Raw genomic sequence first — 15,775 nt, 5'->3', positions numbered from 1 at the left:
GCGTCAAATATTAAAATTATAACTTATGAAAAACGCTTTTTTGTTACTTTTCTTAATTCCAAGCTTTTTTAGTTTTGCCCAAATCAAAGGTAAAGTAACCGACGAAAAAGGAAATCCTTTGCCTTCAGTTACCATTTACGAAGAGAATACTTATAATGGAACAACTTCTAACGAACAAGGTTATTACGATTTAAACATCAAAAAAACAGGCAAACACGTCGTAGTTTTTCAATTTTTAGGTTTTAAAACACAGAAAACAACTTTGGATATTGTTACTTTTCCACATAATTTAGATGTAAAATTGGTAGAGGAAAGTTTTTCGCTCCATGAAGTAGTGATTAATCCAAAGGACAATCCTGCGAATCAAATTATAAAAAACGCCATTGCTAGTAAAAAAACAAATATCGAAAAAACTGCCAAATACAAAGCTGATTTTTATTCACGAGGGATTTTTAGAATCAAGGATGCTCCCAAAAAGGTTTTAGGCAAAAAACTAGATATGTTTGATGAAGTACTGGATTCTACTCGAAGTGGAATACTTTATTTATCAGAAACTGTATCTAAAATTACATTTCAGAAACCGGACAAAATGAAAGAAACTATTATTGCTTCTAAGGTAAGTGGCAATGATAGCGGATTTAGTTTCAACAATGCCGCTTCGGCCAATTTTGATTTCTATGATAATTATTTACCTTTTGATGTCAATGTAGTTTGCCCTGTTGCCGACAATGCTTTTAATTACTATAAATACAAGTTGGAAGGTTCCTTTTATAATGAAAACAACCAACAAATCAACAAAATAAAAATTACCCCAAAAAGGCCTTCTGAACCTGTCATGGAAGGCTACATTTATATAGTCGATGATAGTTGGGCTATTTACGCAGTTGATGTCAACATCAAAGGGGAACAAATGCAAAATCCTGCTTTGAACTTATTGACTTTGAAACAAAATTTCAGCTACAATTCGGTTACAAAAATATGGGTCAAAAACACACAAACAATCGATTTTACTTTTGGAATGCTAAGTATTAATATTTCGGGTAGATTTACATATGTCTTTTCCAATTTCGAATTCGATCCAACTTTTACCAAAAAAACGTTTACAAAAGAAGTCTTAACTTTTGAAGAAAATGCCAATAAAAAAGAGGATACGTATTGGAATACGATTCGGCCCATTCCTTTAACGATAGAAGAAAGCACGGATTACGTCAAAAAAGACAGCTTACAAACCAAGAAAAAGTCACAGGTCTATCAGGACTCCATTGATAAAAAACACAATAGATTCCATATATCCGATCCAATCACTGGTTATTCCTATAAAAACTCTTTCAAAAAATGGTCAGCCAAATATGATGGTATACTAACTGGCATCAATTACAATACAGTGCAAGGTTGGAAAATCACATCGGGATTATCATATACCAAAAACGACCGTGAGAATGGAAAATACACTCGCTTTGGAGCTGATTTTGACTACGGATTTTCTGAAAATAAATTTAGATCAACGGGAAGTTTTATTCATAAATTTAACAACATCAACAAAAGTGAAATTCAAATATCCGGAGGAAATCGAGTAATGCAATTCAATGAAGAAAAGCCAATAAAAGAACTCTTAAACTCCGTTACTACTTTGTTTTTTAAAGAAAATTTGATGAAGATTTACGAAAATAATTACATCTCTTTTTTATACCAACGAGAAATCACCAATGGAATTTTCTTAAAAGCCAAAGTTGACTATTTAGAAAACAAACCTTTGTTTAATACTACCGATTATACTTTTTTACAAAAAGATAAGCTTTACACTTCTAATAATCCTTGGGCTCCAAATGATTATACAACAGCTGCTTTTGAAAAATATAATTTAATAAAAGCTAAAGTAGAAGCTAGATTTAATTTTGATCAAGAATATATCACACGTCCAGATGGAAAATTTGATTTTTCAAACGGCAATTTCCCTGTACTAACATTGGGTTTTGAAAAAGGATTGGCGGGAAGTGAAAAAAAATATGAATACAATCATTTAAAGGTCAAAGTATCGTATGAAATAACGTTAGGAAACAAAGGAATTTTATCTTTGAATACCAAAGGAGGTAAATTCTTTAATGCTTATCAAATATCATTTGTAGATTATAAACATTTTAACGGAAACCAAACCTATATTGGAATGTCTGAAAGCTATCTGAATGTATTTAATTTAATGCCTTATTATACCAATAGTACAAATGACAGTTATTTTGAATTGCATTCAGAGCACAATGACAAAGGGTATATTATGAATAAAATTCCATTATTAAATTTACTTAAATCAAATTTGGTTTTGGGATATCACATACTCGCAATACCGAATAGAAACCCTTACGCTGAATATGGAGTAGGCCTCGACAATCTTGGTTTTGGAAAATTCAAACTATTCCGTCTGGATTATATTCGTTCCTATCAAAAAGGATTTCAAAAAGACGGGATAATTGTTGGAATTAAATTTCTGAATTAGAAATCTAGGTTAAAAGCAATAAAAAAACCAATACTTTTATAAATCGTATTGGGTTTTTTATTTAAAAATATTTAATTAGGTTCAATATGGATTAATACGTGGCCTAATTCTGGTATTTCTTCTCGCAACGTATCTTTGAGTCTATGCGAAATATCATGACCTTCTATCACCGAGATTTTTCCACTTACTCTCGCATGTAAATCTACATGATATTTCATTCCAGCTTTTCTAATAAAACATTTTTCGGTATCAATAACTCCTTCAACTTGATGAGAGACTTGCCTAATTTCTTCGACCAAATCATCATATAAATGTTCATCCATTATTTCACCAAGTGCAGGTCTAAAAATGAGGTAACTATTATACAATATGAAAAAAGAGGCGAACAAAGCGGCCCAGTCATCAGCAGATTCATATCCTTTTCCAAAAAATAATGCAATAGAAATTCCGACAAATGCCGCTATCGAAGTTAAAGCATCACTTCGATGATGCCAAGCATCGGCTTTGAGAGAAGAACTATTGGTTTCTTTGCTTCTTTTCATAACCAATCGAAAAGAATACTCTTTCCAAATAATAATAGCACCAAGTACGTATAACGTCCATGATTTAGGCAAATCATGTGATGTTTGAATATTTATAATACTTTCATACCCAATAATAGTAGCCGATGTTATTAAAAAACCAACAACTAAAAAAGTGATCAATGGTTCGGCTCTACCATGTCCATAAGGATGATTCTCATCAGCGGGTCGGTTGGAGTATTTTATACCAAACAAAACCAACAATGAAGCAAAAATATCGGTAGTTGATTCAATTGCGTCAGCAACTAATGCATACGAATTTCCAAAAAAACCAGCCAAGCCTTTTATTATAGCCAATGAAGTATTCCCTACGATACTAAAATAGGTCGCCTTTATTGCTTTTTGTTCATTTGTTTTATCCATCAGATTATTATTTAATATGCTAAAAATCGCTTAAACAAACTCTTTTCGAAAGAAAATGAAATTCATTTAAGCGATTTTAAAAATTGATTTTTATTATTGTTTTTCTCTAACGATTTGTGCACCGATAGCTCTTAATCGCTCATCTATTCGTTCATATCCACGATCTATTTGTTCAATATTTTGAATGATGCTGGTTCCTTTTCCGGTAAGTGCAGCAATCAATAATGAAATTCCGGCACGAATATCTGGGGAAGACATGGTTGTTGCTTTTAGTACCGATTTAAAATCGTGTCCAATAACTACTGCTCTATGAGGATCACACAACATGATCTTTGCTCCCATATCTATTAATTTATCTACAAAGAACAAACGGCTTTCGAACATTTTTTGGTGAATCAAAACATCTCCTTTAGCTTGAGTAGCTACAACCAAAATAATACTCAATAAATCGGGAGTAAAACCTGGCCAAGGAGCATCGGAAATTGTTAGGATTGAACCATCAATATCGGTTTTAACTTCATACCCGTTTTTGTGTTCAGGGATAAAAATATCATCGCCTCTTTTTTCAAGAGTGATTCCTAATTTTCTAAAGGTGTTTGGAATTACCCCAAGGTTTTCCCAACTCACATCTTTAATGGTAATTTCGCTTCTTGTCATAGCAGCAAGACCAATCCAAGAACCAATTTCAATCATATCTGGAAGTATTCTGTGTTCGCATCCTCCAAGATATTCTACTCCTTCAATTGTTAATAAATTAGAACCCACGCCAGTAATTTTGGCACCCATGGAGTTCAGCATTTTACAAAGTTGTTGTAAATAAGGTTCACAGGCTGCATTGTAAACAGTTGTTTTACCTTTGGCCAAAACCGCAGCCATTACAATATTAGCCGTACCCGTTACTGAAGCTTCGTCTAATAACATATCAGCACCCACAAGTCCATCTGGAGCTTCTACTCCATAAAAATGGTCTTCTCTATTGTATCTAAATTTGGCTCCTAAATTGATGAACCCTTCAAAATGGGTATCCAATCTACGGCGTCCAATTTTGTCTCCTCCTGGTTTAGGGATATATCCTTTTCCGAAACGTGCCAAAAGTGGGCCAACAATCATAATGGAACCACGAAGTGAACCTCCTTCTTTCTTGAAGGCTTCTGTTTCTAGGTATCCTACATTAATCTCATCGGATTGAAAAGTATAGGATCCTTGTCCGATTTTTTCAATTTTAACTCCTAAATTACCCAAAAGAGTAATCAATTTATTAATATCAATAATATCTGGGATATTGTTGATTGTTATTTTTTCGGGTGTCAAAAGAACAGCACATAAAATTTGTAATGCTTCATTTTTAGCACCTTGAGGTATTACTTCTCCTTTAAGAGGAACTCCCCCTACTATTTTGAAAACTTCCATGTTTTTGTTTTAAGTTTCTGAGATTCTAAGTTTCCTTGACTTTAAGTTTTTTTTTAAGCTTTTCAGCTTCATTTCTAAGCGTCTTAGTTTCTCTTTAATTTATTTACTTTTTTTGAAAAGGTTTTGGTTTACCTGTTTTATTATTCTTATTGCTTTGGATTTTTGGTTGCCCAACAGGAGAAATTTTATTTGAGACTCTTTTATTGGTTCGCAATAAATCGGTGGTGTTTAATAATTCCTCTGAACTCTGCAATAAATTCAACTTCCCATCTGACAGTTCATAAAGATGTTCAAAAATCACATCATCTTTTACAGTGTCTTTGTTCCAACTCAAATAGGATTTTTTCATGTGATTGGCAATTACTTTAACCAATGCATTTTTCATTTCACCTTCTTCCCATTTATTAGCCACATCGATCATGTACTTTATATTGTTTCCATAAAACCTATATTTAGGGAAATTTTGGGGATATTTTAAAACATCAGGTTTGAGTTGTAATACTTCTCTGGAAGGGATAGGATATGGAGAATTGGCAATTAACTTAAAATCAGACATGATAAAAAGCTGATCCCATAGTTTATGCTGAAAATCAGGTACATCCCGCAAATGAGGATTCAAACTTCCCATAACTTGAATGATGTATTTAGCCGCTTTATTACGTTCTACTTCATCTTCAATTTTAGTGGCTTGCTCAATCAATTTTTGCAAATGACGACCATACTCAGGAATGATTAGATGTTCTCTTTCCGAATTGTATTCTAGATTGAAAACCACATCATTCGCGTTTTCTTTTTTATATTTTTCGATCATAATTATAAGGAAACTATACCTTCTATTATTGATAATTCTTGGTACTTATCGATTATTTCTTGTGAATCTTTTACGGTTAAATCTACCGAAATACTGGTAAATTTTCCTGTTTTGGATTTTGTTGTTTTAATTACGGCTCCCATACAATCGAAAGCACTTTCTACTTTTAGTATATTTTGTTCGGTTGTAGGAACTATAAATTTAAACAAATATTCTGCAGGCCAAGAATTACTAAGGTCTAACTCGACTTTTAATCTTTCATAAAAGGCTGCGATCTCTTTTTCTTTATTGTCTTCCATTTTTTAAATTAAAAAATAAACGCAAAGATACGGTTTAGATTTTAGATTTTAGATTTTAGATTTAGGAATTTAGATTTTAGAATAAATGTCGATTGATTAAGCTTCAATAAACAGCTTTTAAAGTTGTCTAGTTGGGCAAAATGTTTATAAATTTAAGATAAAACCCGATTCCGCATTAGACTTTGTTATACCTAGATGCAATTTTTTTTTGCTCAATATCATTGAAGTGGAGCGCGATCAAGATAAACTGCTGAATCATGGTTGTTCTCGACTGGACAAAAAACGGATAATAAATCGGCATTACTTTTAGAAAAATGGGATAGCATTTTGAATTTAATTTTCTGAAATAAAAGGCCGTAATTCCTATTTTTGTATACTTTATCTAATTAGTGTATCCAAAAATACAGGATGTTTCTTCTATAGCCCTGATGGGAGCGGCATCTCCCGATTTAGAAAAACAAGGCTTTTTTGCCGTAGTTTTTGTTAATCGGGAATATAGTGGACAGCAGGAACTATAATTCCTAAAAAAGCCTAATCTTTCGCTCCTGATCATTTGCCTTTAATTAGTGTTGAATAAACTTTTTAAAAACCAATAAGTTTGAGTATTTTTGCCGCTTAATTACAGAAAGTGCAGAAAGAAATTATTGTTATCATTGGTGGCCCTGGTACGGGGAAAAGTTCTATTATTAAAGGTTTACTCGAAAAGGGATATTGTTGTTATCCCGAAATTTCCCGTGAACTCACGCATGAAGCCCAAAGAAGAGGTATTGAACAATTGTTTCTTGAAGATCCTTTATTATTTAGTCAAATGTTGCTTGACGGTAGAATTAAGCAGTATAATAATGCTCAAAACGAAACGCATCAATGGGTTTTTATTGATCGCGGTATTCCGGATGTAGTGGCGTATCTTGATTATATTGGAGATGACTTCCCAGATCATTTTGATCACGCTTGTCGCGAAAATGTGTATACTAAAATATTTATACTTCCGCCATGGGAGGAAATTTATGTAAGCGACAAAGAGCGTTATGAGAGCTTTGAACAAGCCAAAAAAATTCACGAATACCTTACAAATACCTATACAAATTATGGTTATTCACTAATTGAGGTACCAAAAGATAGTGTAGATAACAGAATTCTTTATATATTAGATAAAATTTAGCAAATTACTGAATTTCAACATGATAAATTAGTAAAAATCTAAACTGTAAATAATGCCAAAAGCATTAGCTATTCTTCAAAAATATTGGCAGCACGACAGCTTTAGATCGCTACAAAACGAAATTATTGATTCGGTTTTGAGTGGTCAAGACACTTTTGCTTTAATGCCAACTGGTGGTGGAAAATCGATTTGTTTCCAGATTCCTGGTTTAATGAAAGAAGGAATTTGCTTGGTCATCTCCCCTTTGGTTGCTTTAATGAAAGATCAAGTAGCCAATTTGCAAAAAAGAGGAATCAAAGCAATTGCATTAACTGGCGGTATTCGATCTGAGGAAATGATTGACTTGCTAGACAATTGTCAGTTTGGAAATTATAAATTTTTGTATTTATCTCCAGAACGACTGCAATCGGATTGGATTTTGGATCGTATTAAAGGATTGCCCATAAACTTGATCACTATTGACGAAGCACATTGCGTTTCGCAATGGGGACATGATTTTCGACCTGCCTATTTGAAGATTTCGGCATTGAAAACCCATTTTCCAAAAGTTCCTTTTTTGGCATTGACCGCCACGGCAACTCCTAGAGTAAAAGAAGATATTATTACGGAATTGGGCATGCACAATCCAAATCAATTTGAAAAATCTTTTGCTAGAAAAAATATTGCCTATATGGTTTTTGAAGTTGAAGATAAACTATATCGGATGCAACAAATCCTTAAAAAAAACCCACAACCTTCTATCATTTATGTCCGAAACAGGAAGTCGTGTCTAGACATTTCTGCACAATTGCAAAGCTTAGGATTTAAAAGTACTTATTATCACGGTGGTCTTACGGCTAGAGAAAAAGACAAAAACATGCAGCTTTGGATGGAAGAAAAAGCACAAGTTATTGTGGCTACCAATGCTTTTGGAATGGGAATTGATAAGGCCAATGTAAAAACAGTCATTCACATTCAGTTGCCTGAAAACATTGAAAATTATTATCAGGAAGCAGGCCGTGCTGGGAGAAATGGAGAAAAAGCTTTTGCTGTTTTATTGACAAGCCCAGCCGATATTGTTCAATCTGAGAGCCAATTTTTGAACATATTACCAGACAAAGTTTTTTTGAACACTATGTATGTAAAACTTTGCAATTATTTTCAAATTGCTTACGGAGAAGGAATAGACGAGCAGTTTTCCTTTAATTTGCATCATTTTTGTTTGAAATATGGTTTTCCCGCACTAAAAACTTTTAATGCAATGCGTTTTTTGGACGGGCAAGGCATCCTGACAATGTCTCAAGAATTTTCGGAAAAAATCACTTTACAATTTCTTATCCCTTCCAAAGAAGTCATTCGTTATACAAGTTTGAATCCAAATGACGAAGAAATTATTTTGACCATCCTGAGAACGTATCCGGGCGTTTACGAAATGCAAACCACATTTAACTTACCGTTAATTGCAAAAAAATCACATCATTCAGAAGCCGAAATACTTGCCGTATTGCAAAAACTAAAAGAAAAAGAAATAATCGAATACCATTCTAAAAGCAATGACGCAACTTTAATCTTCAATGAAATCAGGGAAGACGAAAGAACAATTAGCAAAGTTAGCAAATACTTAACCCGACAAAACGAACTCAAAAAAGAACAATTACAATCGGTTTTGAAATATATTAGGGAGAAGGATATTTGCAAAAGCAAAATGATATTGGAGTATTTTGGAGAAAAAACAACCGTCAATTGTGGGATTTGTTCTTATTGCATTACCATCAAAAAACCTAAAAATGACTTAGATCTTCTTTCTAAAAAAATAACAACATTATTAAAAACAGAAGATTTAAGCTCAAGAGAAATCCAGGATAGGACCAAAAATACCGCAGACGATGTTATCTTTGTGCTACAGCAATTACTAGAAGATGATCTTTTGATTATTCAAAACAACAACAAATACACTTTAAAAACCTAATGGAAAAATTAAGAATTATATTTATGGGAACACCGGAATTTGCTGTTGGCATACTGGACACCATAATCAAAAACAATTATGAAGTGGTAGGTGTAATTACGGCTGCTGACAAACCCGCAGGTAGAGGACAAAAACTGAAATATTCTGCAGTAAAGGAATATGCACTAGAAAACAACCTGACCTTATTACAACCAACCAATCTAAAAGACGAGCGCTTTCTTGAAGAATTAAAATCGTTACAAGCCAATTTACAAATTGTTGTTGCATTTAGAATGTTGCCAAAAGTGGTTTGGGAAATGCCTGCATTAGGAACATTCAATTTACATGCTTCCTTGCTTCCAAATTACAGAGGAGCGGCCCCCATAAATTGGGCAATTATCAATGGAGAGACAAAAACGGGAGTAACTACTTTTTTTATCGATGATAAAATAGACACTGGAGCGATGATACTGAATTCTGAAATAGCAATAGACGCTACAGAAAATGCTGGACAATTGCACGATCGATTAATGGATTTAGGATGCACTACCGTAGTAGACACTTTGAAGTTAATTGAAAAAGGAAATGTAACTACTACTATTCAAAAAGATTCATCCGAAATCAAAACTGCTTATAAACTCAACAAAGAAAATTGTAAAATTGATTGGACAAAGTCGGCTATAGAAATTAACAATCTCATAAGGGGATTAAGTCCTTATCCTGGGGCTTGGTGTTTTTTTAGTGACAAAGATGAAGAGTGGAATGTAAAAATCTATGAATCCAAAATTATTATCGAAGAACACTCCCATGAAATTGGCAGCTTAATTTGCACTAAAAAAGAGATGAAAATTGCAGTAGAAAAAGGCTATATTCAAATAATGAATTTACAATTTCCAGGAAAAAAGAAAATGAATACCCATGAATTACTAAACGGAATTATTTTTTCGGATACTGCGAAAGTCCATTAAGGCTAATAAAAACGGGTGTTAAAGGTATTATTTAAGGGATTTTACCTTACTTTATGAACAATAAAAACAAGTTATTAACAAAATAAGCTAAAATTGTACAAAACACTTGCAAAGACCGTATTTCCTGCTAATTTTGTTTTTAATTAACAATTATTTTAACCAACAATTAACATCAAATTATTATGAACAAATCAGAATTAATCGACGCTATCGCTGCTGATGCAGGAATTACAAAAGCTGCTGCAAAATTGGCATTAGAATCATTTTTAGGAAATGTAGGTGGAACTTTGAAAAAAGGTGGTAAAGTATCTTTAGTTGGATTCGGATCATGGTCAGTATCATCAAGAGCTGCAAGAGACGGAAGAAATCCTCAAACTGGAAAAACTATTCAAATCGCTGCAAAAAATGTTGTAAAATTCAAAGCTGGAGCAGATTTAGAAGGAGCTGTAAACTAAATTACAGTTTATCTTAATATAATTAAACCTTCCGATTGGAAGGTTTTTTTTTGCTTTTTAACGATTAGTAACTAAAAAATTTGGATATTTAATTTAAATTTTCTTAAATTTAATTAAAAATATAGCCTTATGATTTCAGAAAAATTAAAAAAAGGATATTTACTTATTGCTGAGCCATCAATAATTGGAGACTTGTCATTTAATAGATCTGTAATCTTATTAGCAGATCATAATCCAGATGGCTCAGTAGGTTTTATCATGAATAAACCTTTGAAATATAACATTAAGGATTTGATTCCAGAAATAAATGCGAATTTCAAAATTTTTAATGGTGGTCCTGTAGAACAAGACAATCTATATTTCATTCACAACATACCCGATTTGATTCCAAATAGCATTGAGATTTCCAATGGCATTTATTGGGGCGGTGACTTTGAATCCACCAAAGAACTCATTAACAACGGTGAAATAAAAAAAGAAAATATTCGATTCTTTTTAGGTTACACAGGTTGGGAAGAGCATCAACTTGAACAAGAAATGGAGGCTAATTCATGGATTGTTACCAGAAATAATTATGAAAATAAAATAATCGGAAAACCTACCACCCATTTCTGGAAAGAACAAATCATCGAATTAGGAGGTGACTACCTTATTTGGTCTAATGCTCCAGAAAATCCTTATTTGAACTAAATCAAATTTAAAGATTCATTTAGTTTTGCAACCAAAACTTTAGAAACCTCAACAGTAAATTCTTTTTTTCTATATTTTGTTATAGGTTGTACCCCTTTTATAACATTGGTTATAAATAATTCATCTGCTTTTTGTAAATCAAAAGGAGAAATAGTTTCTTCAGCGACTTCTATACCTGTTACTTTTTTAGCCAATTCTATAATTTGCTTACGCATCACCCCATTCAAACAGCCTTCTGAGACAGGAGGTGTCGTTAGCCTATTACCTTGCAACATAAAAACATTACCCTGCAAAGCTTCAACAACATTTTTACTGTCATTTAATAAGATACAATTATCCAAACCGTTTTCACTAGCGTAAATACTTCCAGTTACATTTATCAGACGGTTTGTTGTTTTAATAGAAGACAACAATTGCTTTGTAATATAAAAATCCTTGTATAAATCGACTTCATAATTACTTTCGTTAATTAAATATGCCTTGTCCTCAAGTTGAATAGCATGTATTAAAAATGAAACTGCATTGGTTTGAGGCAAATACAAACCACCATTATTTCTATAAACGGTAATTCGAGCCCTAGCAGTTGATGCTATATTTAAGTTTTCAACCAAAGAAAGAATTTGTTCTTCTAAATATTCCATTGTAAAATTCATTGGAATTTCCATTCGAACCACACGCATTGAAGACATTAAGCGAAAGTAGTGATCTTCTAAAAAAAGTATTTTTCCGTTTACAATTTTCACAGTTTCAAAAACTGCATCACCATATAAAAAACCTCTATTTTGCACTAAGACATTTGCGTCTTGAGATACTATTATTCCATTAAAATTTACCATAAAAAAAAGTCACGCTGTTTGAGCGTGACAAATATAAGTTATAATATACAATTTTACTATACAGAACCTATTACATGTTTTAGGTCTGAAATTTGATTTTCCCATAGCTGAGTAGCTTCCTCGACCTCTTCTTTATTGGCAAAGTCGACCACCATTAAAGAAACGTCTTTAGTAAGTTCATCTACTAAAATATTCAATTCAAAAAAGTATTCGGTATCTTTATTATTATCATCTACCCATTTAAATTTTACTTTCTCTCCTGATTTTTTAGACGCTAGGCGAGCTTTTTCTTGAGAATCATTCCATATAAAAGTAAAATACTCCCCCCGAGAATTAACATTATCTGCAAACCATTCGGACAATCCTGATGGAGTTGAAATATATTGATATAACAATTGAGGAGATGAATTTATGGGGAATTCGATTTCGTAACGTACTTTAGAATCCATGAATTTCGTTTTATTTTTGCGAAATATATAGATTATTACTCCAAAAAAAAAACGTTTTCAAAAATATTTTTTTTTATTGCTTTTTTGCTTGCAAACTCTAATTATTGTTTTATATTTGCACCCGCAATCAGGAACAGCTTTTGTTCCAAATATGGCGAGGTAGCTCAGTTGGTTAGAGCGCAGGATTCATAACCCTGAGGTCCCGAGTTCAAATCTCGGTCTCGCTACTAGGTTGAAAAATCAAAAAACACAGATTTTATGCGGTTTTAAAGCAATTTAAAACCGTTTTTTTATGCCTAAAATTATCGACCTCTTATCAAATGAATACGCTAACGCATACGATTTGGAATACAAAAGTCAATATACCGCACCTAAAATATACGACGCAAACGGCGATATTTCGAAGCGTTGGTATGTGTATTATTCCTTCAGAAACCCTGTAACTGACAAGCTAGAAAGACAAACTCCGATCTACGCTGGCGTAAATAGATTCAATACGCTACGAGAAAGAAAACATGCTATTAAGATTTTAGCCAAAGCAGTTGAGAATATTTTGGAGAGTGGCTTCAATCCTTATGATGAAGATTCCGTTCCAGTTGATGAAACAAAAAACTACTCAATTTCAGAAGCTGTTACCTTTTCTTTAGAACTAAAGAAAAACACTTTAAAAGATAACAGTTTTAGAGATTACAGAATACGCCTTAAATCTTTTGAAAAGTGGCTTTTTGCTAATGGTTTTGAAAATCGTGATATTACTTCGGTTAATAAGAAAACAATTGTTACGTTTTTAAATAGCGTTTTATCCTCCACTAGTGCGAAAAACAGAAATAATGCTAGGGCTATTTTATCGATGTTTTTTCAGTCTTTAGAAGATAACGACATTATTCCAGACAATTTTGTCAAAAAAATCAACGTCTTAAAATCCAATCCTGAGCGAAACAAAACCTATAGCAGCAAACAAGAAGTAGATATTTTCAATTATCTAAAGAGTAACGATGAATTGATGTTGTTATTCATTCAGTTCATTTCGTATAATCATTTACGCCCTGTTGAAGTGACTCGTTTACAAATCAAAGACGTAAACGTAAAAGATAGACGACTTTATGTAAGAGCAAAAAACAAAGCTGTAAAAGTAAAAATCATACCTGAAATTCTGCTTGCTTCATTACCCGATTTGGAAAAATACAATCCAGAGAGTTATTTATTCACTCCCAATGGAATTGGACAAGAATGGGCAACCAATGAAACTGACAAAAGAGACTATTTCAGTAAACGATTCAAAAAAGTAAAAGACCACTTTGGATTAGGAAAAGATTACGGTTTATACAGTTTCAGACACACGTTCATTACCAAACTTTACCATGAATTTGTAAAAAACAGCACCCCATTTGAAGCTAAAAGTAAATTAATGCTAATTACAGGCCACGAAACCATGGTTGCCTTAGAAAAATATTTACGAGATATTGATGCCGTTCTTCCAGAAGATTATTCCCATCACATTAATATTGCAGAATAAACGCTTAAATAGTGAGCAGTCTTTTATAGGTTTCGAGATCCCATTTTTGATTTTTTAAATGAACATAATTGGGATTGTCGATTAGTTTGGGTTCCAAATTGAACTCTTTCAAAGTTTCGGCTAACATCAATTGCTCGAAATAAATGGGCATGAATCGAAGGATTCCTTTTTTGGCGAATTTTTCATAATTATCAGCTATAAATTGATGTGCTTTTTTACAAAATTCAGCATTGAAATTTAAATCTTTACAACCATAAACTCCCATATTAAAGGCGTGCGTGTGGTGTTTTTCGGCTTGCCTATAGCTTTCTTTAAATAGTGCACCACTATCAATACTTTCCACCAAAACCGAATCAAACTCGGGTTGATGTCCTAAAATCACATCTAAATCAAGGAATAAAAAGGGTGTATTTTGCGCTTCATAAGCAAAAATTTTAGGCAATGCCCACAGTTCTTTATCAAATGGCTTAGGTTCTTGAATAACAATATTTATCCCTTTAATGTCTTTAATTTGCTTTGCGAATTCATCATTGGTATAAAAATAAACCTCTGAATAAAACCGCAAAGCATCTTTGATAGATTCCCTAAGAAACAATTGTTGAAAATCAGGTTTTACCCATTCTCGACTCAGAATTGTGGGGTGATACGTATAAATTACTCTCATAGTAAACACTACCAAACAGGTTGAAATAGTACTGGGGAATATTTAAAATGGCTTACCAAAAAACTGATTTTCAAATTGGTTTGTGCCTGATTTACAATTATTATGGCATTCCTCCAATACTCCACCCCTGTAAAACGAAAAGGAATATCATTTCCTATTTCATCTCGAATACTCAACACTTCAATTATCTCTCCGTTAGCCGTGTCAGGCAAGGCAACACTATTACTACCTTTAGTCAAATTAATAGTTTTTGATGCAAATTCAACCACTCTTTCTAAAGTGTACAATTGCATTAACGCTTTATAAACACCATCGGTATCTATCATTCCCAAAACCCCTGAAGGTACTCCTGATTCATCAAAAAAACTGACAAATCTTTGCCTATCGCCGTTTCCTGTAATGTAATCCATCAAAGAATATCCATTGTAATCTGGAGTATAACCTGAATTGGGTTCAAATCGATTTGGGATTGGTCCCGAAGTTCCTGTGCCTGGTTCTCCTTTAGGACCTTGAATACCTTGATCGCCTTTATCACCTTTCACTCCCTGAATACCTTGAGGTCCTTGTTCTCCTTTGTCTCCCTTTTCGCCTTTGTCTCCTTTTATACCTTGGATTCCTTGTGCTCCCTGAATTCCTTGTTCGCCTTTTTCCCCTTGAATACCTTGGATTCCTTGCTCTCCCTGAATTCCTTGTTCGCCTTTTTCTCCTTGAATACCTTGGATTCCTTGCTCTCCCTGAATACCCTGTTCACCTTTTTCCCCTTGAATACCTTGGATTCCTTGCTCTCCCTGAATACCCTGTTCGCCTTTTTCCCCTTGGATTCCTTGTTCGCCTTGTGGCCCTGTTTGTCCTTCGCAACAATTCTCGGTAAAAAAGAATTTTTCAGCCAATTCAATCAAAAAGGCATTGAAATTTTGAGCCATAATCATAGGTTCGCACAATGTTGTGTCCACTTGCAAATAATCCATAACAAAAGGATTATTCCCAAAGGTAGCTTCGGATTGTATTTTAAAAACATTTGGCGATGATGGTACACCTACTACATTTTGTGCCGGACTAAAAGAAGTAATTAAGAAATTGTCTTGTATGCGAAACAACAAGACATTTCCGTTTTTATCTTTTACGAATTTTACAATTTTGCTCATCATCTGAA

The 15,775-nt window shown here is 33.2% G+C and carries 15 protein-coding genes and 1 tRNA gene; 8 read left to right on the top strand and 8 right to left on the bottom strand.

Going from position 1 to position 15,775, the window contains the following annotated elements:
* Window positions 1-25 precede the first annotated feature (25 nt).
* Window positions 26-2,491: a DUF5686 and carboxypeptidase regulatory-like domain-containing protein gene (locus OYT91_RS00205; protein ID WP_281239023.1), complete on the top strand. Its 2,466-nt coding sequence runs from the start codon at window positions 26-28 to the stop codon at window positions 2,489-2,491.
* 71 nt (window positions 2,492-2,562) lie between these two features.
* Here the strand turns inward: OYT91_RS00205 and OYT91_RS00200 are convergent, their stop codons facing one another.
* The 4 genes from OYT91_RS00200 to OYT91_RS00185 form a co-directional block, all read right to left on the bottom strand.
* Window positions 2,563-3,435: a cation diffusion facilitator family transporter gene (locus OYT91_RS00200; protein WP_281239022.1), complete on the bottom strand. Its 873-nt coding sequence runs from the start codon at window positions 3,433-3,435 to the stop codon at window positions 2,563-2,565.
* A gap of 93 nt (window positions 3,436-3,528) precedes the next feature.
* Window positions 3,529-4,845, bottom strand: a complete 1,317-nt coding sequence (gene murA, locus OYT91_RS00195; protein WP_281239021.1) for a UDP-N-acetylglucosamine 1-carboxyvinyltransferase — start codon at window positions 4,843-4,845, stop codon at window positions 3,529-3,531.
* A gap of 103 nt (window positions 4,846-4,948) precedes the next feature.
* Window positions 4,949-5,656 (bottom strand): DUF4290 domain-containing protein, encoded by a 708-nt coding sequence (locus OYT91_RS00190; protein WP_269223603.1) that lies wholly within the window; start codon window positions 5,654-5,656, stop codon window positions 4,949-4,951.
* 2 nt (window positions 5,657-5,658) lie between these two features.
* The gene (locus tag OYT91_RS00185; protein ID WP_269223604.1) at window positions 5,659-5,955 is read right to left on the bottom strand and encodes a DUF493 family protein; all 297 of its coding nucleotides are present in this window, start codon (window positions 5,953-5,955) and stop codon (window positions 5,659-5,661) included.
* Between the two features lie 628 nt (window positions 5,956-6,583).
* Between OYT91_RS00185 and OYT91_RS00180 the strand changes: the two genes are divergently transcribed.
* The 5 genes from OYT91_RS00180 to OYT91_RS00160 all read left to right on the top strand — a co-directional run bounded on the left by OYT91_RS00180 (window position 6,584) and on the right by OYT91_RS00160 (window position 11,157).
* Window positions 6,584-7,117: an AAA family ATPase gene (locus tag OYT91_RS00180; protein ID WP_269223605.1), complete on the top strand. Its 534-nt coding sequence runs from the start codon at window positions 6,584-6,586 to the stop codon at window positions 7,115-7,117.
* Window positions 7,118-7,169: 52 nt separating this feature from the next.
* A complete protein-coding gene (locus OYT91_RS00175) occupies window positions 7,170-9,065 on the top strand; it encodes a RecQ family ATP-dependent DNA helicase (RefSeq protein WP_281239020.1) in 1,896 nt (631 codons plus the stop codon).
* Entirely contained in the window at window positions 9,065-10,012 is a 948-nt protein-coding gene (fmt, locus tag OYT91_RS00170; RefSeq protein ID WP_281239019.1) for a methionyl-tRNA formyltransferase, read from the top strand. Before OYT91_RS00175 ends, fmt begins: the two co-directional genes overlap by 1 nt.
* 182 nt (window positions 10,013-10,194) lie before the next feature.
* On the top strand, window positions 10,195-10,467 hold the full coding sequence (locus OYT91_RS00165) for an HU family DNA-binding protein (RefSeq protein WP_077375548.1): 273 nt from the start codon (window positions 10,195-10,197) through the stop codon (window positions 10,465-10,467).
* A 129-nt stretch (window positions 10,468-10,596) separates the two neighbouring features.
* Window positions 10,597-11,157, top strand: coding sequence for a YqgE/AlgH family protein (locus OYT91_RS00160; protein WP_269223608.1), 561 nt, complete (start codon window positions 10,597-10,599; stop codon window positions 11,155-11,157).
* Here OYT91_RS00160 and OYT91_RS00155 read toward each other — a convergent pair.
* Both OYT91_RS00155 and OYT91_RS00150 read right to left on the bottom strand, forming a co-directional pair.
* A complete protein-coding gene (locus OYT91_RS00155; RefSeq protein ID WP_281239018.1) occupies window positions 11,154-11,993 on the bottom strand; it encodes an aminotransferase class IV in 840 nt (279 codons plus the stop codon). The two genes, OYT91_RS00160 and OYT91_RS00155, sit on opposite strands and share 4 nt — an antisense overlap.
* A gap of 56 nt (window positions 11,994-12,049) precedes the next feature.
* On the bottom strand, window positions 12,050-12,442 hold the full coding sequence (locus OYT91_RS00150; RefSeq protein ID WP_281239017.1) for an START-like domain-containing protein: 393 nt from the start codon (window positions 12,440-12,442) through the stop codon (window positions 12,050-12,052).
* Between the two features lie 153 nt (window positions 12,443-12,595).
* Here OYT91_RS00150 and OYT91_RS00145 point away from each other — a divergent pair.
* Both OYT91_RS00145 and OYT91_RS00140 read left to right on the top strand, forming a co-directional pair.
* A tRNA-Met gene (locus OYT91_RS00145) sits at window positions 12,596-12,669 on the top strand.
* A gap of 65 nt (window positions 12,670-12,734) precedes the next feature.
* Window positions 12,735-13,958, top strand: coding sequence for a tyrosine-type recombinase/integrase (locus OYT91_RS00140; RefSeq protein WP_281239016.1), 1,224 nt, complete (start codon window positions 12,735-12,737; stop codon window positions 13,956-13,958).
* 4 nt (window positions 13,959-13,962) lie between these two features.
* On the opposite strand, the gene OYT91_RS00135 is transcribed toward OYT91_RS00140, so the two are convergent.
* Together OYT91_RS00135 and OYT91_RS00130 are read right to left on the bottom strand one after the other, a co-directional pair.
* Entirely contained in the window at window positions 13,963-14,622 is a 660-nt protein-coding gene (locus OYT91_RS00135; RefSeq protein WP_281239015.1) for a DUF6734 family protein, read from the bottom strand.
* A gap of 8 nt (window positions 14,623-14,630) precedes the next feature.
* Window positions 14,631-15,767: a collagen-like domain-containing protein gene (locus OYT91_RS00130; protein ID WP_281239014.1), complete on the bottom strand. Its 1,137-nt coding sequence runs from the start codon at window positions 15,765-15,767 to the stop codon at window positions 14,631-14,633.
* Between the last annotated feature and the right edge of the window lie 8 nt (window positions 15,768-15,775).

The organism is Flavobacterium praedii, from assembly GCF_026810365.1.
GTDB lineage: Bacteria > Bacteroidota > Bacteroidia > Flavobacteriales > Flavobacteriaceae > Flavobacterium > Flavobacterium praedii.
The sequence above is the reverse complement of the archived record's forward strand: the minus strand, read 5'-3'. Positions and strand labels throughout refer to the sequence as shown.

Bases quoted from the DNA above. Each gene is read 5' to 3' on its own strand.
- OYT91_RS00190 (WP_269223603.1), bottom strand. From the start codon at position 5,656: ATGATCGAAAAATATAAAAAAGAAAACGCGAATGATGTGGTTTTCAAT.
- OYT91_RS00205 (WP_281239023.1), top strand. From the start codon at position 26: ATGAAAAACGCTTTTTTGTTACTTTTCTTAATTCCAAGCTTTTTTAGT.
- murA (WP_281239021.1), bottom strand. From the start codon at position 4,845: ATGGAAGTTTTCAAAATAGTAGGGGGAGTTCCTCTTAAAGGAGAAGTA.
- OYT91_RS00165 (WP_077375548.1), top strand. From the start codon at position 10,195: ATGAACAAATCAGAATTAATCGACGCTATCGCTGCTGATGCAGGAATT.
- OYT91_RS00150 (WP_281239017.1), bottom strand. From the start codon at position 12,442: ATGGATTCTAAAGTACGTTACGAAATCGAATTCCCCATAAATTCATCT.
- OYT91_RS00130 (WP_281239014.1), bottom strand. From the start codon at position 15,767: ATGAGCAAAATTGTAAAATTCGTAAAAGATAAAAACGGAAATGTCTTG.
- OYT91_RS00185 (WP_269223604.1), bottom strand. From the start codon at position 5,955: ATGGAAGACAATAAAGAAAAAGAGATCGCAGCCTTTTATGAAAGATTA.
- OYT91_RS00175 (WP_281239020.1), top strand. From the start codon at position 7,170: ATGCCAAAAGCATTAGCTATTCTTCAAAAATATTGGCAGCACGACAGC.
- OYT91_RS00200 (WP_281239022.1), bottom strand. From the start codon at position 3,435: ATGGATAAAACAAATGAACAAAAAGCAATAAAGGCGACCTATTTTAGT.
- OYT91_RS00135 (WP_281239015.1), bottom strand. From the start codon at position 14,622: ATGAGAGTAATTTATACGTATCACCCCACAATTCTGAGTCGAGAATGG.
- OYT91_RS00155 (WP_281239018.1), bottom strand. From the start codon at position 11,993: ATGGTAAATTTTAATGGAATAATAGTATCTCAAGACGCAAATGTCTTA.
- OYT91_RS00140 (WP_281239016.1), top strand. From the start codon at position 12,735: ATGCCTAAAATTATCGACCTCTTATCAAATGAATACGCTAACGCATAC.
- fmt (WP_281239019.1), top strand. From the start codon at position 9,065: ATGGAAAAATTAAGAATTATATTTATGGGAACACCGGAATTTGCTGTT.
- OYT91_RS00160 (WP_269223608.1), top strand. From the start codon at position 10,597: ATGATTTCAGAAAAATTAAAAAAAGGATATTTACTTATTGCTGAGCCA.